Origin of the sequence: Bdellovibrio sp. HCB-110 (assembly GCF_047323225.1) — a bacterium.
Lineage (GTDB): Bacteria > Bdellovibrionota > Bdellovibrionia > Bdellovibrionales > Bdellovibrionaceae > Bdellovibrio.
In genome coordinates this window covers 2,547,038-2,566,918 of the sequence record NZ_CP178750.1, presented here as the reverse complement: position 1 = coordinate 2,566,918, position 19,881 = coordinate 2,547,038, and the positions used below count along the sequence as shown (strand labels likewise).

The 19,881-nt window shown below is 44.3% G+C and carries 21 protein-coding genes; 14 read left to right on the top strand and 7 right to left on the bottom strand.

What is annotated here, in order from left to right:
* Window positions 1–70: 70 nt before the first annotated feature.
* Window positions 71–1,591 carry a serine/threonine protein kinase gene (locus ACL934_RS12290; RefSeq protein WP_413612309.1) on the top strand — a complete coding sequence of 507 codons (1,521 nt, stop codon included), beginning with the start codon at window positions 71–73 and terminating at the stop codon, window positions 1,589–1,591.
* Window positions 1,592–1,614: 23 nt separating this feature from the next.
* On the opposite strand, the gene ACL934_RS12285 is transcribed toward ACL934_RS12290, so the two are convergent.
* Both ACL934_RS12285 and ACL934_RS12280 read right to left on the bottom strand, forming a co-directional pair.
* Window positions 1,615–1,983, bottom strand: a complete 369-nt coding sequence (locus tag ACL934_RS12285) for a hypothetical protein (protein ID WP_413612308.1) — start codon at window positions 1,981–1,983, stop codon at window positions 1,615–1,617.
* A 138-nt stretch (window positions 1,984–2,121) separates the two neighbouring features.
* Window positions 2,122–2,610 carry a hypothetical protein gene (locus ACL934_RS12280; RefSeq protein WP_413612307.1) on the bottom strand — a complete coding sequence of 163 codons (489 nt, stop codon included), beginning with the start codon at window positions 2,608–2,610 and terminating at the stop codon, window positions 2,122–2,124.
* Between the two features lie 465 nt (window positions 2,611–3,075).
* Here ACL934_RS12280 and ACL934_RS12275 point away from each other — a divergent pair, with 465 nt between their 5' ends.
* Together ACL934_RS12275 and ACL934_RS12270 are read left to right on the top strand one after the other, a co-directional pair.
* Entirely contained in the window at window positions 3,076–3,690 is a 615-nt protein-coding gene (locus ACL934_RS12275) for a hypothetical protein (protein ID WP_413612306.1), read from the top strand.
* A 57-nt stretch (window positions 3,691–3,747) separates the two neighbouring features.
* On the top strand, window positions 3,748–3,912 hold the full coding sequence (locus ACL934_RS12270) for a hypothetical protein (protein WP_413612305.1): 165 nt from the start codon (window positions 3,748–3,750) through the stop codon (window positions 3,910–3,912).
* A 37-nt stretch (window positions 3,913–3,949) separates the two neighbouring features.
* Here the strand turns inward: ACL934_RS12270 and ACL934_RS12265 are convergent, their stop codons facing one another.
* Window positions 3,950–4,261, bottom strand: coding sequence for a hypothetical protein (locus tag ACL934_RS12265; RefSeq protein ID WP_413612304.1), 312 nt, complete (start codon window positions 4,259–4,261; stop codon window positions 3,950–3,952).
* Between the two features lie 252 nt (window positions 4,262–4,513).
* On the opposite strand from ACL934_RS12265, the gene ACL934_RS12260 reads away from it, so the two are divergent.
* The 5 genes from ACL934_RS12260 (at window position 4,514) to ACL934_RS12240 (ending at window position 8,240) form a co-directional block, all read left to right on the top strand.
* Window positions 4,514–4,999, top strand: a complete 486-nt coding sequence (locus tag ACL934_RS12260) for a hypothetical protein (RefSeq protein ID WP_413612303.1) — start codon at window positions 4,514–4,516, stop codon at window positions 4,997–4,999.
* A gap of 149 nt (window positions 5,000–5,148) precedes the next feature.
* Window positions 5,149–5,595 carry a hypothetical protein gene (locus ACL934_RS12255; RefSeq protein ID WP_413612302.1) on the top strand — a complete coding sequence of 149 codons (447 nt, stop codon included), beginning with the start codon at window positions 5,149–5,151 and terminating at the stop codon, window positions 5,593–5,595.
* The gene (locus ACL934_RS12250) at window positions 5,592–6,344 is read left to right on the top strand and encodes a TIGR02147 family protein (RefSeq protein WP_413612301.1); all 753 of its coding nucleotides are present in this window, start codon (window positions 5,592–5,594) and stop codon (window positions 6,342–6,344) included. Before ACL934_RS12255 ends, ACL934_RS12250 begins: the two co-directional genes overlap by 4 nt.
* Before the next feature lie 255 nt (window positions 6,345–6,599).
* On the top strand, window positions 6,600–7,001 hold the full coding sequence (locus ACL934_RS12245; RefSeq protein ID WP_413612300.1) for a hypothetical protein: 402 nt from the start codon (window positions 6,600–6,602) through the stop codon (window positions 6,999–7,001).
* 162 nt (window positions 7,002–7,163) lie between these two features.
* Entirely contained in the window at window positions 7,164–8,240 is a 1,077-nt protein-coding gene (locus ACL934_RS12240; RefSeq protein WP_413612299.1) for an endonuclease/exonuclease/phosphatase family protein, read from the top strand.
* Between the two features lie 36 nt (window positions 8,241–8,276).
* Here the strand turns inward: ACL934_RS12240 and ACL934_RS12235 are convergent, their stop codons facing one another.
* Window positions 8,277–8,681, bottom strand: a complete 405-nt coding sequence (locus ACL934_RS12235; RefSeq protein ID WP_374073852.1) for a cytidine deaminase — start codon at window positions 8,679–8,681, stop codon at window positions 8,277–8,279.
* Window positions 8,678–9,247 (bottom strand): Maf family protein, encoded by a 570-nt coding sequence (locus ACL934_RS12230; RefSeq protein WP_374073850.1) that lies wholly within the window; start codon window positions 9,245–9,247, stop codon window positions 8,678–8,680. Before ACL934_RS12230 ends, ACL934_RS12235 begins: the two co-directional genes overlap by 4 nt.
* 166 nt (window positions 9,248–9,413) lie before the next feature.
* Here ACL934_RS12230 and folE2 point away from each other — a divergent pair, with 166 nt between their 5' ends.
* The 4 genes from folE2 (at window position 9,414) to ACL934_RS12210 (ending at window position 14,704) form a co-directional block, all read left to right on the top strand.
* Complete coding sequence (gene folE2, locus ACL934_RS12225; protein WP_413612298.1) at window positions 9,414–10,325, top strand: GTP cyclohydrolase FolE2; 912 nt, start codon at window positions 9,414–9,416, stop codon at window positions 10,323–10,325.
* Window positions 10,326–10,443: 118 nt separating this feature from the next.
* Complete coding sequence (locus tag ACL934_RS12220; RefSeq protein WP_374073847.1) at window positions 10,444–10,935, top strand: Fur family transcriptional regulator; 492 nt, start codon at window positions 10,444–10,446, stop codon at window positions 10,933–10,935.
* Window positions 10,936–11,011: 76 nt separating this feature from the next.
* Window positions 11,012–13,612: an excinuclease ABC subunit UvrA gene (gene uvrA / locus ACL934_RS12215; protein ID WP_413612297.1), complete on the top strand. Its 2,601-nt coding sequence runs from the start codon at window positions 11,012–11,014 to the stop codon at window positions 13,610–13,612.
* Between the two features lie 63 nt (window positions 13,613–13,675).
* On the top strand, window positions 13,676–14,704 hold the full coding sequence (locus ACL934_RS12210; protein ID WP_374073845.1) for a DUF475 domain-containing protein: 1,029 nt from the start codon (window positions 13,676–13,678) through the stop codon (window positions 14,702–14,704).
* On the opposite strand, the gene ACL934_RS12205 is transcribed toward ACL934_RS12210, so the two are convergent.
* Together ACL934_RS12205 and ACL934_RS12200 are read right to left on the bottom strand one after the other, a co-directional pair.
* On the bottom strand, window positions 14,649–15,542 hold the full coding sequence (locus ACL934_RS12205) for a DMT family transporter (protein WP_413612296.1): 894 nt from the start codon (window positions 15,540–15,542) through the stop codon (window positions 14,649–14,651). The genes ACL934_RS12210 and ACL934_RS12205 overlap by 56 nt on opposite strands.
* Window positions 15,535–16,257, bottom strand: a complete 723-nt coding sequence (locus ACL934_RS12200; RefSeq protein ID WP_374073841.1) for an FAD-binding oxidoreductase — start codon at window positions 16,255–16,257, stop codon at window positions 15,535–15,537. The genes ACL934_RS12205 and ACL934_RS12200 overlap by 8 nt, the downstream gene beginning before the upstream one ends.
* A 189-nt stretch (window positions 16,258–16,446) precedes the next feature.
* Here ACL934_RS12200 and ACL934_RS12195 point away from each other — a divergent pair, with 189 nt between their 5' ends.
* Together ACL934_RS12195 and ACL934_RS12190 are read left to right on the top strand one after the other, a co-directional pair.
* Window positions 16,447–18,507 (top strand): hypothetical protein, encoded by a 2,061-nt coding sequence (locus tag ACL934_RS12195; protein ID WP_413612295.1) that lies wholly within the window; start codon window positions 16,447–16,449, stop codon window positions 18,505–18,507.
* Window positions 18,508–18,709: 202 nt separating this feature from the next.
* On the top strand, window positions 18,710–19,729 hold the full coding sequence (locus ACL934_RS12190) for a hypothetical protein (protein ID WP_374073837.1): 1,020 nt from the start codon (window positions 18,710–18,712) through the stop codon (window positions 19,727–19,729).
* The last annotated feature ends 152 nt before the right edge of the window (window positions 19,730–19,881 follow it).

Below are 19,881 nucleotides of genomic sequence, written 5' to 3'. Positions count from 1 at the left end.
AGGATATTTTTCCGCTCCCGTTTTTTTAGGAACGCATCAAGTGTCAGCGCCGTGAAACCGAAAAAAAGTCATGCGCAACATGCGACGAATTGGCAACTATGATGTTATGAAGCTCCTCGCGACAGGGGGCATGGCGGAAGTTTTTTTGGCGAGATCGAACATGTCACTGGGGCAAGGGCGTTTGGTGGCTTTGAAGAGAACTTTACCTGCGTATCTGGATAGCTCTGAGTTATGCAGGATGTTCGTCGACGAGATGAAGGTTGCGGCTTGTTTAAACCATCAGAATATAGTGCAGACATTTGATTTCGGCGTCGTGGACTCTCAAGCCTATTTTGTTATGGAGTACATTCATGGCGTTTCTTTGCGAGAGTTGATTGCTGTGCTCCGTGATAGAGGGGAATATCTCCCATTACCAATGGTTCTTTATATTCTTAAAGAAGTCACGGATGGGCTTGAGTATGCGGCAAATGTTCAGGATCCGGCAACGGGAACGCCGCTAAACTTGATTCATCGGGACTTGAGTCCACACAACATCATGCTGACCTACGATGGAGAAGTGAAGGTCATTGATTTTGGCATCGCAAAAGCCACAGCCGCCACAAATCAAACGCATCACGGAATTATTAAGGGAAAAATAGCCTATATGAGTCCCGAGCAAGAGCGGGGTGATTTCATTGATCAACGAAGTGACTTATTTTCTTTGGGTATCATATTTTGGGAATTGTTATGCAATCGCCGTTTTTTTGCAGGCTCCAGTGTTGATGAGGTGAAGCGTTATTTACGTGAGTTTCGAATTGATGGATTGAATCTCTTTGAATCGGCGAGAGTTAGAGCTTTTGAGCCCATTTTGCGCAAACTTCTGCACCATAAGGTGGAGAAGAGATACGCTCATGCCCGGCATGTGGGCAGGGATCTGCAGTTGATGCTAAATCAACTGTATCCGCAGTTTTCTTCTGAAGAGTTGGCAGTGCAATTAAAGAGTGAATACTTTCCTAAAAGGTATCTGGATTCGCTTGAGGAGTTGAGATCTTTGCAAGAAAAGGCGAAGATTCCCGAACGACCGCAATTGATCGAGAAAACGATTATTACAAATAGATTAAGAGAACCTATGGTGTCATCAAGGCCTGCAATGCGGACTCATTTTCGAGTTGTGAGTGAAAATTCAGAGTTTTCCTTGTTGGACATTTTTAAAAGTTTCTTATTAGGAATTACTGTCTGTTGCCTTGGGTTTATCGGCTACAAGTTGGTAGAATCAAATACAATAACAGCGATGATTAAACCACACAGACAAAGTGCTGCTGTCATGGATGAGCCCATTTCTTTTGCTGCTGTTCCTTCAGATGCTTCCATATCCATTAATGGTTGGATGCTGACATCCAGCCGAACAGATGTGATGCTTAAAAGAGGACAAGAGTATCAAATTGAAGTCTCAAAGGTCGGCTATATTACTAAAAGTTTTAAATTTGTACCGACCAAACCAGCTCGTTACGAGATTCGGTTAGATCTATTGCCAAGACTAAAAATAAGCGAAAACAAACCTGTGCGAATCGGAACCAGGGTTCGCAAGACAGCGAAAAAGAAATTAAAATAGAAAATCTATTGATCAGAATTTGATCATCTGCATACTCTCGAAGCCCCAATAATATCGACGTCGATCGTTACGAGACCAAGGTACTTTGTTCCAGACTGACCTTCGATCACTGCCAAAATCATATCGTCAGACCCATTTTCAAGAGTGTAAATCTGTGCATCAACTAATTTTTCACCAATGATTTTGACTTCTCTTTCCAACGCCGTTACGGCAATGGGTATTCTGTTAATGATATCGAATATGATGCTATCACCATTGATGTTAATTTTTGCGTGTTTGCTGGTCGTTTTGAGTCGAATGTATTTATCATCGCGATAAACTTTAATAGTAAAATCTTTCGCCGTGGTTTTTGAAGATATTAACGGACGTCCGGAAATCATAATATAGCTCATGCCACCATACTTTAAATGGCGGTAACTAAAGTCAAGATTCTTAAAGCTGCTTGTATCGAGGAGTGTTTCAGATTTCCTGGGAGCAAAGATAAACACTCCCTTTTTTATCGGAAAGGGAGTGTTGCTATTATGAATAGACTACTTCGCAGTGCACTTCTCAATAGCGTCACTAGTTGGCATTATCAATTGATTGAGAACATAACAATCCTCGTCGAGCTTTCCAGAAGCAATAAGTGGAGAAATCTCAAATGCCAGTCTGTTTGCAGTTGGACCAGTAATAAGTGAATTTCGCAGAAGGCGGAGGACAGACGCTCTATCAAGTTTGCCACTTTCAACTGCCTCGCCAGCCTCTATAGATGATTGATTGGTTGCGCCGCGGTCAAGCATAGCCAAAGTAACAATAAGATCGAGTTTTCCTTCACCATCAGAAACGCAAATTGGATTCGTAAAAGGATAAGTAAAATCTGATCTCCCGGCTGCAACACGCTTCTTTACGAAGGCTTTTACTACCTGTACGCAGGCTTTGTATATCTTGATTTGCGGAGATTCTTCAGACTCAACTTGAGCGTGAGATTGAATAGAAAATGCCATAAATAAAACTGGAACTAAAACTTTTGTTAATTTCATAAATATTTCTCTTTTTTAGTTTGCGGGAATAATTTCCCTGTTGCGAAAGGTTAATTGCAAGCTCATGCCAGCTAAAATTCGATGTATTTTTGCTTAGAGAGTAGACGAGTTTTTCGTTTGTTGAAGAATTAAGTGCAGTGATTTCTGATGGATGTAAATATTTGATATTCATTGCCAATTTCAGGCATTGTTCCCACAAAAGCGGGAACGCAGTGGCGGCTAGAGAAAGAATTTGTTTTGATGGAATTTACAGATTTTTTGGGAGCAACACTTCATTCTCTAACATTGTCTAAGATTTTTAGTATTGGCGAAAAAAATGCGTAAATCCTTAGAGATGCATTCGATCTTTCTTTTATATTGGTCAAAAGATCGTCAGCAAAAAGAATTCTTGTGGGCTTATAACCGAGAAGAGTTTGGAACCCCGCTTGCTATACAGAAACTTAGAAATCGAAACAGGGGGAATTTATGAGAATGCGTAATCACTTAGTGTTACTTACGTTGATTTTAGCAAGTGGGTTTGCCTTCGCAGGAAATGGTGCGCTGTCAGGGGCTCATTATAATCTTAATATTATCGGTGTTCCCAAAGGTAAATCCGCCGATATGTCAAACAATGACGGCCACCGCATTTTTATGCCTCTTTTTGGAACTGCTAAGATTCTTCTTCAAGAAGGTGCTGAGTTTAAAGTACTTGATGCCAATGGGACTGATGGTGCGGCTAAATTTCAATTGCCTAATTCCGATGCCGATAATGACGGAATAACGACTTACTCTGTTTTCGCGAGAGCTCTCGGTAAGCCTGGCGGTGAAGCAAAAGTTTCAACTTGTGCAATAGATCCACTCACAGGTGAAGAAGTTTGCAGTACTTTAAGTTACGTCGCAGTAAGGGAATCAGGAAAGTCCTCCTTCACAAACGTCACGAAACAGTTGTTGTATATTTATGCGGATTTAGATGGAGACGGTACGGAAGAACGATATCCATTGTTTGACGATCGCTTGCAAGATTATTTCTGGAATTACGACAACAAGGGGTTGAAAGTTCTTCAACTGAGATTTTACGAAATGTCGACAAATGTAAACTAGGAAAAGCGTTGGCAGGGAACTCTTTCTGTATGGGAAGAGTTCTTATCGGGAGGGGTTATGATTTTGCGTTTACTTTTAGTTTCAATAATTTCTAATTCTATCGGTTGTGCAACGATAAGAAATCTTTGGGGTGATCCTACCAAAGGAGAATTTATTACCGATGCTCCTCCGGTGATTAATGAAACCACGTCACTATCTCGTCGGCCGGCAAGCAAAAGATAAACGACAAGACGTGAGATTTCCGACAAATGCGCTGGGCTTATTCGATACAGTTACCACGAGTAATGGATTGAATAGAGAGCATCTCCGCCTGAACTTTTTCAATCTCGATCACAGCTTCACAAGTAAAATCGTATTTAGAAAATTCCAATGTGACGGTGTATTTGTCATTCTCAAGAGTCTCAACCGACGCTGACGTGAAATAGTCAGCTCCAGCAACTAATTTCGCTGAATCTATCAAGTTTTGATCGCCAAGCACTAAGCTTAAAACATCCGCTAGCGAGGTTTGCGCCAAAGTTAAAGTAGGCATAATAAAAAGTGCAGTTAGAACGGTTTTTGCTAGCAGTTTCATTTGAGTCTCCTTTCGAAACCATTTTCCTAATTTATTTAGAAATGCTCCGAGTCCTGAAAAATAAATTGGCGCAATTATATCTGAAGAAGAAGCCCATAATGAATGATTGATTTTACAATAGATCAGAATGTATTCCCGCCGAAATGGGAGCGTATTTCCGGTATCTGTAAAATCAACAGTTCATTACTTAATCTCATTTTATGTATGTTGTGTTCGAACTTTCATTAAGTATAAAGAAATGGAGTGTGGACGATGAAAAAAATTAAACGTGCGGTTTTGATTTTTATTGTGATTAGTTTTGAAAGCGCTTCAGCCTGTGACATTTACGACGGCAATCTTTCAATCTATACGGAGGAAGATCTGCATGCAGCAAAGACCTATTGCAAAGTGACTGGAGGGGTTGACTATGTTGTGTTTGGTGAACCAAGAAATGTCTCTCTTCCTAACCTTAAGGAAGTGGGCGGGGCCTTGAACTTTACCGGAGACTCCTTAGTATCTTTGGAATTGCCGAAACTGGAAAAAGTGGGATGGTGGATTCACATCGCTTCTTTGAGCTATCATCAAAATTTTCTAGCGTCGGTTAAAATTCCGCGATTACAGAGCGGAACTTTGCAACTGGCCGTCTCTCCGAAGCTTTCTGTGTTTAATTACAATCCATGCTCTGCTATTGTGTTGGATGCGGATACAAAGGCAAATCTTCAGAATCTTAAATTGCTAAAATCATGCAGAAATCAATAAGTGGTTTCAATTCATATAAAATCTCACCATGATAGGCGATGTTCCCAGCACAATGGGATTGAATTTTCTGGGAAGTTTTTCCTTCCTAAGTAATTATTTTGACAAAAACTTCACGTTCTAATAGCTGATTTTTTACATAGGGGGTGGTTGTGAGTCTTACTAGGATATTTATATTCGTATTATTCTTCGGCCAGTCAGCGACAGCTTTTGCGACTATTAGCGAAGGGTTTGTTCGTGGTAATGGTTCTGGGGGATTAGTTGGCCCAAGCAAAGCAGATTGCGATGCACACCCCAACATTCCTGGTTGCCTGATAAACCGAGAAGGGCTAGCTGATGATGGCTCCTGGGATGAGGGGCAAAATGGGGAAGACGGTGGCCTCCAGGGCTTGTACGTAGCTCAAGGTATGGAAATTTATGTCAGCCCTCGCGAAGGCTTCATACGGGGTAATGGCGAGGATGGTAAAGGTTGCGAGCAATTCAGCAACGACGCCGTTTGCGACACTCAGGGGCACGACAATGGAGAAGGCGGTTCGTGGGGAAATCACAACGGTTCAGAGGAGCCAGGAAACGGCTACTATTACCAGGAAGAACTATGAATTTTGCGGTGACATATCTTCGAAGTTGGTATGAGGATATTCGATCGAAAAATCCTTCGTTTTCTTTGCGGGCATTTGCTAATAAAATTGGGGTGCCTGCAGGAAGAATGTCAGAATACTTCGCTGGTCATCGCCAGTTGACCGATGACGCAATTGAAAAGATCGCTGAAAGAATGAATGGTTTAGCATCTCCAAATGCAGAAGAGCTTCGTAGCTGCTACCTGAAGGACACCAAGGTTCGAACTGGAGAACTTTACAAAGAGAATCGTCTGGCTGAAGCCTCATTTTCCCAAGTTCAAGATTGGCATTACTTCGCTATTTTATCTCTAATGGAAACTCTTGATTTTCAATCCGATGCAGAATGGGTTGCAAAACGACTTGGTATCAATAGCTATAACGTGACGACGGCTCTTGAGACTATGCTTAACTTGGGACTTGTTGTACTGGAAGACGGACATTATCGCCTTGCTAAAGATTGTTTATGCACCGATTTTGATATTCCAAGTTCTTCTTTAAAAGAATCGCACAAGCAAACACTGACGCAGGCAATAGGAGCGATTGATGAGGTTCCAATTGCATTGCGCGAGATCCTGTCAATCACGATGGCGATTCGTACGGATAAGATCCCAGAAGCCAAAGAGAAAATTCGCAACTTTGCATACGAAATGTCGCAAAGTCTTGAGATTGCGCCAAGAACGGAAGTATATAACCTTAATATACAGTTGGTTCCTTTAAGTAAAAAAATATAAGGAACGATTCCGCAGATATGGGATCGAATTCTTCTATATATCGCTGCAGTTAGTGGTTCAAATCACATTAGAGTAAATCATGTTAAAATCTGCCTGCAATATCCAACGCAGCCGACTTATTGAAGATTGATGAGCGCCATATAGAGTCGTGTGTAAAATTCATGCGCAAATTTTTTCTTTTATATTCGAATAAACAAACTATGGAATTGGCATAAGTGTCGCAGAGATTACCTCGAATAAACAAAGGAGACATTTATGAAAATTCTATTGGCCATGTTCTCACTTATTATGGGAGCAAGCGCTTCTGCGGCAAGTTTGACATGCACGGCGAAGATTGAAGTGGAAAATGAAAATTATGAAAAAGTGGTTGTGAAGGAAGACACTAGGACGATGACTTTGAATAAAGATGGCGATGCCGAATTAGTCGGTATTATAGTGGACTCCAATATATATGATCGCGTGACCGTGAATGCGGAAATTGCGCCTTCATATAATTATGGTGTCTGGGTTAGTAACGGAAAAATTATATCAGCTTCTATCGAAAATGAAGTCATTCGTGGCGCCGTGGGTGTCGATAACTTAAAAGATCAAACGACGTTGGAATTGGGTTCCATTTCAAATAATGGCCGTCTTAATTTAAATTGTTCTGTAAAGTAGACTTATTGAAAAGAGGTCGAGAACGACCGACGATTGCAGGAGATTTGGGACAGTTTTTAGGTTACTGTCTCAAACTTAGACACCCCAGAACAAATACAAAGGCTGCTCAGCTTCGTATGGGATTTGAATGTAGACCCTTAGGAATTTTTCCGTGAGGGAACGATGAATATTTCAAAGCTCTTGGTACTTGGAACGTTGTTGTTGTCGACTCAAGTCAAAGCCGAACAGTATTGGCAAGCTGACCCTCGTCCGCCGCGCTTTTGCCTTCAAAATTTCAATGCCTACGGTCCCGCATACGCTTCGAATATCGAGGAGCGTACAGAAAGAATCACGGGCTTTCTGCAAGGGATTCCTAAATGTGATGTGGTTCATCTGCAAGAGGTGTGGAGCGAGGATCATATTGCCCAGGTAGAAAAGAATTTGAAACATCAATACAGCATCAGTTCCCCAAATAAAGACGCGCGCATCGGTGTGATGTCCTTGTTTATGGGTGAAATCAAAGGCCGTCAAACGGTGGACTTTACGGTCAATAATGAGGGCGGAGTTCTAGATACGGTTCGCTCTGCTTTGAATGTTAAAAAAGCCTATCACATCGTGAGATCTAATTTCTTCGGCATCGACGAAGACTTCTTTTTCATGAACACCCACTTGCATCCGACGTCTCAAGCCGTGCGTATCACGCAAGTTCTAGACATCTTGCAATGGCGTTTGAAACATCAACAGTTAAAGCTTCTATTGTCGGGCGATTTCAATGCCGATATCGACAGTGTTGAAAGAAAGTTTTTGATGATGACCATGGGGGCCCACGACTCCATGGATGAATTTCTTGGCGGATATCCAGCGGGCTATTGCACGTACTGCGCAAAAAATCCCTTGGGCTGGATGCTGACGGATCACACTTTTGACTATATCTTTTTCTCTAACGTCGGAGAGTCCAACACAAGTCTTAAAGCCGTCGAAGGCCAAGTGAATATGCGCGGATCTCCTCGCAAACCGTGGTCCGATCATTTCGGTATTAGAGTTGAATTTTCTGTGGAGCCAGAAAAGACTTCCATCACTTCAGAAGCCCTTGAGGCTCGCAGAACCCAAGCTATCGAAGTTTTGGCTGTGGCCGATTATATTTTGAAACAAGAAAAAGGAAATGAGTTCAAACCTTATTTGACCTTGATTCAGGATCTTTCAAATCAATTGAAAAACCGCACCGGTGGCTTTAACTCTTATTTTGAAAAGTACCGTTAAAAAAAAGGCTCCGTTTCCAAGGAGCCTTTGCCGTCTTTAATCTAAATGTTTAGGTGTAAAAGCTTCCGGGAAAATTTCCGGGAACTGGAAGCTTTTCATTTTGCCTTGCAGATTCGCGGTGTGAATCATCGTTTGTTCTGTCGCGAATTCCGCAATCACCTGGCGGCAGAAACCGCAGGGCGGCCAAGGTTTTTCTGCATCACTGACAACCAAAACTTCTTTGACTTGTTTCGGCGCGCCTTCGCTCACAGCTTTAAAAATCGCCACGCGTTCAGCGCACACAGTTCCACCGAAAGAAGCATTCTCGACATTGCATCCCGAGAAAATACGTCCGTCACCCATCAGAACGGCCGCTCCGATAAGAGCGTTAGAGTAGGGAGCATGAGCTCTTTTTTGAGCATCACAAGCAGCATCGAATAGTTTTTTTTGTGTCTCTGTCATAGACCCTGATTCTCTAATATTTTGCTGAGCTCAATCAAGGGTAAACCTTGAATAGCCGTGAAATCTTGGCTTTCGATTTTATCAAAGAGCATAATGCCGTGCTTTTCAATCTTATAACTTCCTGCGCAGTCTATTGGCATATCCAATTGGACATAGCGTTCCACTTGCTCCCGAGAAAGTTTCTTCATATGCATGCGTGTGATGTCCGTGTAGGGAATCATCGTGTCGCCGCTAAACACACAGATCGCAGTGATCAATTCATGGGTTTTGCCCTGCATGGACATGAGTTGTTCGACAGCTTTTTCGGCCGTGTGGGATTTTCCAAGAATACGACCTTCAAAAGCGACAAGCTGGTCACCGCCAATCACGACACGGTCAGCACTTTTAAGACTCGCAGCTTTCAGCATCGCCAATCGTTCTGCCAAAGCTTTCGGAGAAAGGCTCGGGTCTTTTTCTTTCTCTTCATCAATTAAAGGGGCTTGGGCCGTGAATTTGTAAGCCAATCGAGAAAGAAGCTCTTGGCGATATTTCGAAGTACTTGCGAGGATCAGTTGCTTTTGTGCCATAAGGTTCTACTTTAAAGGTACGGACTTACTTTTGGTAGCAGCGCCGCAGCCATAAATGGCGCAGTGCCGCTACCAAAAGTAAGTCCGTACCTTTCCTCCTGAAATCTTTTCAGGAGCCAAGGAGGAGAAATTGCGGTAGAACATCCTGGAATTGGATAGACCTCTTATGACGAAAACGAATCTTCCTGACGTAGCTAAAGAAACTCATTCAGAAAAATACGCACCCATTGATTGGGTAGGAATGGGTTCTATTGAACTTCCTCTTTTACTAAAACAAAGCGATGGCGTTTACCGTATTCCCGCTCGCGCGGATGCGAAGGTCAGTCTTGATAAAAAACCTTCTCGTGGCATTCACATGTCGCGTTTGTATCTTATCACTCAAGATGTTTTGACGAAGAATGAAATGTCCTTGGGTCTCTTAGGGCAGGCGACGGATGAGTTTTTGAAAACTCACGAAGACCTTTCAACTCAAGCTTTGGTGCAAGTGCAGTTTGAAGCTCCGCTTGTTCGCAAAGCTTTAAAGAGTGCCAATCAAGCGTGGCGCTCTTATCCCGTGGTGTTGTCAGCTTTCAATCAAGAAGGCGTGAAAAGCTACTTCGTAGAAATCGTGGTTACGTATTCAAGCACGTGCCCGGCTTCAGCGGCTTTGTCTCGCCAGTTGATTCAAGATGGTTTCAAACAACAATTCCAAGATCAGTCTTTGGATTTTGATGTGGTTCACTCATGGCTCGGAACTCCGCAAGGAATTCTTGCAACTCCCCACGCACAACGCAGCTTTGCTCGCGTGAAAGCGGAAGTCGGTCCGAACTACAATTATGGCGATTTGATCGACATCGTTGAAGAGGCCTTGCAGACGGCCGTCCAAGGAGCAGTGAAGAGAGAAGATGAGCAGGAGTTTGCTCGTCGTAACGGACAGAATCTCATGTTCTGTGAAGATGCAGCCCGCAGAGTGAAGGAAGCTTTGGACGACAAAGCAGAAATCCTCGATTACGTAGCTGAGTTCAGCCATGTGGAAAGTTTGCATCCTCATAACGCTGTTTCTCATATATCAAAAGGTAAAAAACTCCGCAGTTTTTAATAGCTTAGGTGGTTTTTGCCATCTAAGTGTGTTGCTACCTAATAATCAATTGAAAATGATTCTTAATTATTTGGACTTCTTTAGGGGGATCCCCTATAAATGAACCTCGAGGTGACCCATGGGTAAAGACGCAGTTCCGTTTCTTCCAAGACAGCACGATGAAGACATTGTTGTTCATCATGATGATTTCGACGAAGCAGAACTGAAACGTATTATTCGTGCGCTCAATCTGAAGGTCACAACTCAACGTATGGCGATTCTTAAAGCTTTGCATGAAGGTCGTCGTCATATCACAGCCCAAGAGCTTTACGAGAAGCTCAACAAAGATCATCCAGAAATCGGGTTTGCGACTGTTTATCGTTTCCTTCGCACTCTTACTGAAGGCACATTTGTGACTGAAGTTCGCATGGGCGGACTTCCTGCTCGCTACGAGCTCACTCCTAAGGGCCATCACGATCATTTAACTTGCGTTAAATGCGGTAAAATCTGTGAATTTGAAAACAGAGCCATCGAGAGTCTTCAAGAAAAAGTCGCAAATCAATTCGGCTTTAAACTAACTCACCATATCCTAGAGCTTTACGGCGTCTGCCCAGCTTGCCAAGCGAAGTAAACTAGCTTCGCTGAAGCAGTGCATTTCTCTGGCTGGACCTTGCAGTGACAGAACCCTCGTCCTAGAATGAGGGCTTATGTCACAAGCTGAAGATGGAATCATAGTAAAAGGCGCAAAAGAGCATAACCTTAAGAATGTCAGCGTGGTCATTCCTCGGAATAAGATCACGGTGTTCACAGGCTTAAGCGGCAGTGGTAAATCGTCTTTGGCTTTTGACACTGTCTATGCTGAAGGACAACGTCGTTACGTCGAGAGTCTTTCTGCTTACGCGCGAAACTTCCTCGAACAACTCAAAAAACCAGAAGTGGATTCCATCTCTGGATTGTCTCCAGCAATCGCGATTGATCAAAAATCCGTGAGCACAAATCCAAGATCCACTGTGGGAACGGTGACAGAGATCTACGATTATCTTCGTTTGCTTTACGCGAAGGTGGGAATCCCCGAGTGTCCGACTCACCATATTCCTGTCACCAGTCAAACTCCGCAGCAAATCATTGAAGACGTGATGAAGAAAAGCATGGGCACGAAGTTCTATGTTTTAGCTCCCATGGCTTCAGGAAAAAAAGGGGAGTTCTTAGCAGAGTTCCAACGTTGGGCTAAAAAAGGTTTTGTGAAAGCCAAAGTCGACGGCAAGATGATTGATCTTGATAAGGCGACGAAACTTGCAAAAACCAAAACCCACGATATCGACTTGGTGGTCGACCAACTCATTCTTAAAGACACTTTGAAACATCGTTTGTCAGAAAGTATCAACACCGCTCTTTCCATGGCTAATGGACGAGTGATCATTGAAACTTTGGATGGCGAGCGCACGTCGTACTCTTTGCACTCGGCATGTCCTGAGTGCGGTTACAGCTTTCCTGAAATTGAACCTCGCATGTTCAGTTTCAACAATCCTCGTGGAGCTTGTCCGACGTGCAATGGTCTTGGCACCATTGATCTTGTTGAAGAAGAACAGTTTTCAGACTCGGAAGTGGGCGGCAAGAAATTAGATAAAGTCGTCTACAAATACAAAGGTAAAAAAACTTCGGACGAGGATGAAGAAGAAGGCGAAGAGATGGTTCTTTCGGCATGTCCGGATTGCCATGGTTCCCGCTTAAGACCTGAAGCTTTGAATATTCGTGTCGGTGGAAAAACCATCGCGGAACTTGCGGACCTCGGTGCCGTCGAGTTGCGCGAGTGGATTTCCAAGCTTCAATGGAAATCCAAAGATCAGTTGATCTCTGAAAAAATCGTAAAACAAATTGTGTCGCGCTTGGATTATTTGATTCGCGTGGGAACGGGCTATCTTTCTTTAAGCCGCCCTTCACGTACTCTGTCGGGTGGGGAGGCTCAACGTATTCGTTTGGCGACCCAAGTGGGCTCTTCGTTGATCGGTGTCCTGTATGTGATGGACGAACCAAGTATCGGTTTGCATCCTCGCGATCACCATCGTTTGCTCAATATTATCGGTGAACTTAAAGATCGTGGAAATACGATTCTTTTGGTGGAACATGACGAAGACACCATTCGCTATGCCGACTTTGTTGTCGACTTGGGTCCTCGTGCCGGGGTGCTTGGTGGCGAGATGATGGCGCAAGGAACTCCAGAAGAACTTGCGAACAATCCGCGTTCACTGACGGGGAAATACCTTAAAGGTGAAATGCGCATTCCAATTCCAGCAGAGCGTCGCAAAGGCAATGGACAGTTTTTAAAACTGACGGGCGCCACAGGAAACAATCTGCAAAACGTGGATATGCAAATTCCACTGGGCACTTTTACCGCAGTGACGGGTGTCTCGGGTTCGGGGAAGAGTACCCTTATCATCGACACACTTTACAAAATTTTAGCACAGCACTTTTATAAAGCTTCAGCTCAGCCATCTCCTTTTAAAAAAATTGACGGTCTGGATAAGATCGACAAAGTCATTGATATCAATCAAAGACCGATCGGGAGAACACCGAGATCCACACCGGCCACTTATGTTGGACTATTTCCGATGATCCGTGATTTGTTTGCGAATCTGCCGGATTCAAAACTGCGCGGCTACGAACCGGGTCGTTTTAGTTTTAACGTCAAGGGGGGGCGTTGTGAGACCTGCATGGGACATGGACAGATTCGTGTTGAGATGCATTTCCTCAGTGACGTGTTCGTGACTTGTGATACGTGCCAAGGACGTCGTTACAATCGTGAGACTTTGAATATCAAGTACAAGGGAAAATCTATTTCTGATGTTCTTGAGATGAGTGTGAGTGAAGCCTTGGAATTCTTCCGCAATCACAGTCAGATTTATCGCAAGCTTGAAACTTTGCATCGTGTGGGCTTGGACTACATGACCCTGGGGCAAAGTTCGACGACTCTTTCTGGTGGTGAAGCCCAACGTGTGAAACTTTCTAAAGAGCTTTCTCGTCGCGGCACGGGGAAGACATTGTATATCTTGGATGAGCCGACAACGGGACTGCATTTTGATGACGTCCGCAAGCTTGTGGAGCTGATTCAAGAATTGGCCGATCAGGGCAACACGGTCTTAGTCATTGAACACAATATGGAAGTCGTTAAATCAGCGGACCATGTCATTGATTTGGGGCCAGATGGCGGTAAAGGCGGAGGCTATATTGTCGCCACGGGGACTCCAGAGCAAGTTGCTAAAGTTTCAGGCAGTGAAACCGGAAAATTCTTAAAGCCAGTTCTGAAATAATCTTGATTCTTGGCGGCTTGCGCCTCAGGATGTGGGCGCGCTCCGCGCGCGGACTGGACTGGTATGAAATACTTTACAAGCTCTTTTATTTTTACGTTTGTGGGTCTTATCGCCTCTTACTTTGTTGGTCACTACTATGGTGGCACAGTAGGTGCGGGTTTAAGTGCTCTTTTTATCGCGGTGATTCTTGCGGTTTTAGAAATCTCCTTGTCTTTCGATAATGCGATTGTGAATGCCGTTGTTCTGAAAGAAATGACTCCGGTATGGCGTCATCGCTTTTTAACTTGGGGTATGTTGATCGCCGTTTTCGGAATGCGTTTGGTGTTCCCTTTATTGATCGTGACTTTTGCGGCTCAAGTCAGTCCTTGGGAAGCTTTGGTCATGGCGGCGACTCGTCCGGATGACTATGCGAAGTTGATGCTGTCAGCTCATTTGGAAGTAGCGGCCTTCGGTGGTGCGTTCCTTTTGATGGTGGCTCTGAAATACTTCTACGATGAAAGCAAAGAACTCCACTGGATTCCTTTTATCGAAAAACCAACGGTTTATTTGGGAAGTAAAGTGGAAGCCATTGAAGTGGCTCTGTGTCTTGTGATCTTGGCGATCATTGCGCACTTCCTTCCTTCAGAACAGGCGTTGCCTTTCTTGAAGTCGGGCATGGCGGGTCTGATCACTTACGTGATCGTCGATGGCATCGGTTCATGGCTTGAAGCTTCTGATGAAACAATGAAAGACGTGCATAGAGCTAGCGCCGGCATGTTCCTTTATTTGGAAGTTTTGGATGCCTCTTTCAGCTTCGACGGTGTCGTTGGGGCTTTTGCAATCACGCACAACCTTTTCATTATCATGATTGGTTTGAGTATCGGTGCTTTCTTCGTCAGAAGTTTGACGATCATGTTCGTAGAAAAAGAAGCTCTTACGAAGTTTGCGTTCCTTGAACACGGTGCTTTTTACGCCATCGGAATTCTTGCGATGATCATGTTGGCTGATCCGTTCTTGCACATCCCTGAGTGGGTGACGGGACTGAGTGGGGGAATCGTTATTGCGGTTTCGTTCCTGTGGTCTTTGAAGCGGGCTCCAAAAGAATCTGTATAACCGAAGCGACAAGAATCATTAAAGCGCCTGACATCTGGAAAAGGGTCAGGCGTTCGCTTAAAATAATATATCCAAAGATCGCTGCAAACGGCGATTCCAAAAGAAACAGCATACTGGCTGTTGAGTCCGATAAAATCTTCTGGGTTCGAATCTGCAAATAAAATGCAATAATACTGGAGCCAATCCCTAAACAAAGAACACCGATCCAAGGCTGCCAATGCTCTGACGACGTGGTGACTTTGTCTTGGGTTAGTAAGAGGGGAGTCAGTAAAATCAGACACCAGATTGATTGAAAGTTATTAAAACGAAAAGCATTGCCCACGCGATTTGAAATGCGCCCGATATAAATAATATGAAGAGCGGCAATCACCGAACACCCAATAGTCCAAATATCACCGACGTTAAGGCCCTGAAGGTTGGCGTCCATCAAAATAAATGTGCCGATTAAAGCCAATGCCACCAGAGCATAGTTTTTCCATCCCGTTGCCGCTTTAAAAAACCAAGCGTTAAACAGAGGAACAATAATCACATAAAGACTTGTCAAAAAACCACTCTTCGTGGCCGTTGTGAATTGCAGGCCGATGGTTTGCAAAAGAAGCATTCCACCTAAAAGAAGTCCCGCGGGTAAAGCACGAAGAAGTTCTTCGCGAATGGTCGTGAAATTAACTCCACGAAAAAGAATGTAAAGAATTTCACCAAAGACCGAGGCAATAATAAAACGATAAACCAAAGTCTCCGTGGGAGTGAACGCGCGCAAGGCCCACACCGTGGCAACAAAGCCGAAACCCCACAAGGTTCCGGCAAAGATGAGCTCTAGGGCCGCACGATGCTTAGTCAAAGGCTTCAGACCAGATGCGTGTTTTATCGAAGCCGTCGACTTCAAGAAGTTGATGTTTCACTTCTTTGATCATACCGCCGTTGCCGCACAGATAGAATGTTGTCGGGATGTTCTTGTAATCGAACTCGCTGATAAAGTTCTGCACGTAGCCTTTTTTTCCCTTCCAGTCATCTTGAGGACGGCTTAGCACAAATTCAAACTTGAAATCTACAAGTTCTTTCTCTAAAGCTTCGACTTCTTTTTGATAGTACATGTCCTTTTCAGTGCGAACACCAAAGAGCATGCGATAGCGAAGATTCGGATATTGCTCCTTTTTAGAAAGCAGATAACAAATATGCTGAGAAAGTCCCGTTCCCGTATTGAGGAAAACGATCTGCTCGGTAGGAGGTTCTTGGAAGAACACTTTTCCGAAGGGGCCTGTGAAGTTCAGAGTCTCGCCCCCTTTTAAGTTCCAAACAAAAGTCGAGGCAATACCGTTCTCAACGAACTTGAAAAGAAGACGGAAACCATTCTTTATGCGGTCATCGGATGCAATTGAATAAGCACGCAAAATCGGTTTAGCTTCGCCTTGAGGCACATTGAGCATCACGAATTGGCCAGCTTTGAAGTTAAACTCTGCCGGAGCATCGGTTTTTAGGACCAATTCACGCACTGTCGGAGTGTGATCAATGATTTGTTCTACTTTCATGTGGTAAATCGTACGCGCGGAAGACATAAGGCTCCTTCAGGTTTGCTTTGGTCTTAATAATCCGAAAATCCCAGACAGTCCAATATTTTAGCTTGTTACAAAACCTCGCATTCAATAAAATTCCAGGAGGGGGATTTTATCGCGTTAGCCCGAAGGGGCGAGGGCAGGAGCCCGAGACAATAAAATCCAAATAAGGAACAGCAAAGAGGTAACAACGTGAATATTGCGCAGCATCTGGTTTTATCCGCTCTAATAAGTTTTGGTACGTTCGCGCAGGCTCAGGAAGCGGCTCCCGCAGCCCCGGCTCCGACGCCAGCTCCCGCAGAAACCCAAGAGGAAATCCCAGCTCCTCAACGATCTTTGTTGAAAACGGCGGCGACGCGCGATTTTAACAAGCCGCTATATTTCGATCAGCTTGATAACGGGGTGATCTTACCTCCGTTGGAGTTGGAATACGACCTGACAGGCGCAAATGGAAAGATATTGAAAATCGGGAACGTAGCGTTGAACGAGAAGAACTTTTTCTTCGCTCTTTTGCCGTTGGGAAAAACACACTCGCAGTTGAACCAAGTTTTGGGAAGCAGTGAGGCCGCGAAAGTCACTCTTGTTATGGCATGGCCTGACAAGATGATGACTCACGGAACTTTGGAAATGATTTCTAGAACGGGTGCTGTTCTTTGGACGTATAATTTTACGGAAGCCGATCACACAAAATGGATGAAGCAGCTCGAAGAGTGGAGAAAAGCTCTTATTACCAAAGGTGTTCCAGCAAAAGATCTTGTGCGCTCCGGTGTTTTTGGCTCGCAATTCGCGATTGTTGATGCGGAAGCAGCCAAAGCTCCGTTCTGGGGGCAAAAAGATTCTTTCCGTTTCTGTTTGACTCAATCCGATGGCCGCAATTCTACAAAAATGTGCTCGCAAAGATACGGGACAAAATCTTCAGGTCGTAACGTGATTATGGGGAAAGTCCGCGTAGACCCAACAACTCCACGGGTGCTTGTGCAAAATGAAGAAGCTCCGATGAAAAATTCCGTGGTTGTGGCGGCAGATATGCCGACGTCTTTCTTTGCGGAACTTGCCAGTGGAGAATCTTATGAGTTTGTGACAGTTCCAAATAAATTGGAATTGATGGACATCTCGGATACGAAAAAACCAAACGTTCTTAGAATCGTAGGTTATGACACTCGTCCCATCGGTCGTTCCATCATTTTGAATCCAGATCAATACGGCTCCCTCACAAAACTTTTAGGTTTTGAAGCGACAATCGGGGACCCTCGTAAGTTTTGGGCAGCGGCAATTAAAAAAGATGATCCGAAAATTTACCTGCCGGGCCAGGGCGGAGGCGTTTTCAAACAGCGCTTTGAACTTTCTGAGATCCCGCGCACGCAATCCCGCGTTTATCTGAGCAAACGCACGCCGACAGGAACTTATATTGATGGTGTGAAGCTCGAAGGACGTAAGCAGCCGATTGCCGATATCAGTTCTGAGCAAAACTCTGCAGAAGTGGATAGCAAAGATCCTGCGAATTTCGTGTGGCATTTTAAAGCCACTGAGAGAGGTCAAATCAATCGTTCGTATTTGAATGTGAGCTTTGAAGGTAAGACGTATAAGTCGTACTACGAAATCTACAAAGGTTATCCTCGCGAGCTTTCCGGTCGATTCACGGGCGTTCAAGCCTCTGGTGAATTTATCATCATGGGTGAGGTGGCCTACAATCAATGGTTTGAAGATCTTTTCGGATGGACGAACTATTGGCTGTCTCGTCAAAGATGGGGGTTCAGTGCGAAGTACTTCCAATCTTTCAATCAATTGAAAGTGGATGCTGCCGGGAATACAGCTCCTTTGAGTGTTATGACCCTAGATTTCAAGTATCGTGTGACGCCAGGTCTGTGGGGGCGCGATGAATCTGTCGGTGGTATGCTCTCTTATCAAAATGTGACCTTTGATAAATTGAAAGCGCCGATGCTCGGAGTGGGAGCCTTCTGGGCGCGCTCGATGCCAAAAGTGTTTGATGATTTCTTCAATCTTATGCCCTTCATGAGATATCCAAAATGGGTGGACATGGAGTTCATTTACTACGCAAGCTCCATGGATTCCAAGGTGACTTTGAATGCACCAATGTCTTTGAACTTCCACGGAAAAGTTTTGTGGTCGGATCGTTACTTCGGTGAAGCGGGCTTCGGTATGAAACGTTATAGTTTCACGGACTCTTCGCTCAATCAAAAAGCCGAACTGAACACGTTCTATGGAACTGTCGGTTTGGGTATCAACTTCTAAGGTTTTTTACTCTTAAAAACTTGCAAGGCGACCTCGATGAGGTCGCCTTTTTCTTTTTGATTTTTCTCATAGTATCTCGTGGAGCACCGCCCTCTAAGGTCACTCGTTTAGGTTTTAGACAGCTGAAAACCTTTTAAACAGGCAGAGGCCTTGGTTTGAGGTTTGCTCGCAGTTTCAGCGTTGCTAAATGAAAGGACGTTACATGCGAGCACTTATACTGTTCTTCCTCTTTGTATTGGGGTTGATTTCCTCAATGGTTGTGGCTTCTGAAAAAGCCTATGCGCAGGCCAGGAATATTATCATTAATGATTCCCTGGTTCTGAATCTCGATTGTCGCAAGCTTAGTGTCGACAATATTTACCGCGCGATCAGACCAGATGCCTTCCATGAAAGTCGCAATATGCCTATTCGCAATTGGCCTTTCCGCAGTGGGGCGGTGACGATTGCCGGGTGCTGGGCTCTTTCGAGCACTCAACGCATGGTTTCGTACCTTGCTCGATATAATACTCCTGACAATCGTCGTATGGAGCAAAGAGTGCCGCGTATCCTAGATATGGTTCGCAGAGCTTCTCTTGAAGAAAGAATTGATCATAGCGAAGATCACACAAATAGAAGCAATGGCACTCAGCCGTTCATCTCTCGAAACTTAAAGTATTACTCCGTGTTTCCAGTTCCTGAAGGAAGTTTATATGAAAGCCGTCGTGACTTTCAAAACGGTCTTTGGAATGGCCTTGTTGAAGGGTACAGCCAAGAATTCAACGGAAGAAGTGTGTTGCGCAACTTCCAAAATGAAATCGAAGCCAATCAGGCAAGTCATTTCTTCCGCGCAGGGAATATTGGAATGGGCCTTGGCAGTGGCTCTCGCTCTGAGAGTAAAAACCGTGAAACTGTCGCTCAGTTGACTCGCAACTTGGACGGCAAGCGTTTGACTCTTATCAATCTGCGTGCAGGTCGTACAGCTCAACACATTGTGATGGTGAAGTCTTATAAGAGATTGGGTCAATCTACGATCGAATTTAAAGTTTATGACTCCAACGATCCGGGCAGAGATGCGTCTGTTTTCTATAGTTCTTCCTCGGCTCAATTTTATGCCCCTGATATTGTAGGCCGCTTTGTTTTAACAAATGAAACGAAGGCTTTGGGCGTTTATATCGTCGACGAAGAAGAGCGCGTGCAGTTGGAAGCTGCGATGCTGGCGCACTACAAGGTCCTTTGCCGATAGTGTCCACAAGAGTGACACAGGGATAAAAAATGCGGCAACTCGTGGAACGGGGGCCGCATTTGTGCGTAAAAACGAATAAAACACGGAACTACTGAGGATTCGTATGAGAGACCATGGCTTAGTCCTTGCTTTAAGCCTGACGGTACTCAAAA

Excerpts from the sequence above, each read along its gene's own strand:
- ACL934_RS12285 (WP_413612308.1), bottom strand. The coding sequence starts at position 1,983 with ATGAGCTATATTATGATTTCCGGACGTCCGTTAATATCTTCAAAAACC.
- ACL934_RS12210 (WP_374073845.1), top strand. The coding sequence starts at position 13,676 with ATGAAATACTTTACAAGCTCTTTTATTTTTACGTTTGTGGGTCTTATC.
- uvrA (WP_413612297.1), top strand. The coding sequence starts at position 11,012 with ATGTCACAAGCTGAAGATGGAATCATAGTAAAAGGCGCAAAAGAGCAT.
- ACL934_RS12290 (WP_413612309.1), top strand. The coding sequence starts at position 71 with ATGCGCAACATGCGACGAATTGGCAACTATGATGTTATGAAGCTCCTC.
- ACL934_RS12270 (WP_413612305.1), top strand. The coding sequence starts at position 3,748 with ATGATTTTGCGTTTACTTTTAGTTTCAATAATTTCTAATTCTATCGGT.
- ACL934_RS12190 (WP_374073837.1), top strand. The coding sequence starts at position 18,710 with ATGCGAGCACTTATACTGTTCTTCCTCTTTGTATTGGGGTTGATTTCC.
- ACL934_RS12265 (WP_413612304.1), bottom strand. The coding sequence starts at position 4,261 with ATGAAACTGCTAGCAAAAACCGTTCTAACTGCACTTTTTATTATGCCT.
- ACL934_RS12280 (WP_413612307.1), bottom strand. The coding sequence starts at position 2,610 with ATGAAATTAACAAAAGTTTTAGTTCCAGTTTTATTTATGGCATTTTCT.
- ACL934_RS12230 (WP_374073850.1), bottom strand. The coding sequence starts at position 9,247 with ATGGCACAAAAGCAACTGATCCTCGCAAGTACTTCGAAATATCGCCAA.
- ACL934_RS12235 (WP_374073852.1), bottom strand. The coding sequence starts at position 8,681 with ATGACAGAGACACAAAAAAAACTATTCGATGCTGCTTGTGATGCTCAA.
- ACL934_RS12250 (WP_413612301.1), top strand. The coding sequence starts at position 5,592 with ATGAATTTTGCGGTGACATATCTTCGAAGTTGGTATGAGGATATTCGA.
- ACL934_RS12240 (WP_413612299.1), top strand. The coding sequence starts at position 7,164 with ATGAATATTTCAAAGCTCTTGGTACTTGGAACGTTGTTGTTGTCGACT.
- folE2 (WP_413612298.1), top strand. The coding sequence starts at position 9,414 with ATGACGAAAACGAATCTTCCTGACGTAGCTAAAGAAACTCATTCAGAA.
- ACL934_RS12220 (WP_374073847.1), top strand. The coding sequence starts at position 10,444 with ATGGGTAAAGACGCAGTTCCGTTTCTTCCAAGACAGCACGATGAAGAC.
- ACL934_RS12200 (WP_374073841.1), bottom strand. The coding sequence starts at position 16,257 with ATGTCTTCCGCGCGTACGATTTACCACATGAAAGTAGAACAAATCATT.
- ACL934_RS12245 (WP_413612300.1), top strand. The coding sequence starts at position 6,600 with ATGAAAATTCTATTGGCCATGTTCTCACTTATTATGGGAGCAAGCGCT.
- ACL934_RS12260 (WP_413612303.1), top strand. The coding sequence starts at position 4,514 with ATGAAAAAAATTAAACGTGCGGTTTTGATTTTTATTGTGATTAGTTTT.
- ACL934_RS12275 (WP_413612306.1), top strand. The coding sequence starts at position 3,076 with ATGAGAATGCGTAATCACTTAGTGTTACTTACGTTGATTTTAGCAAGT.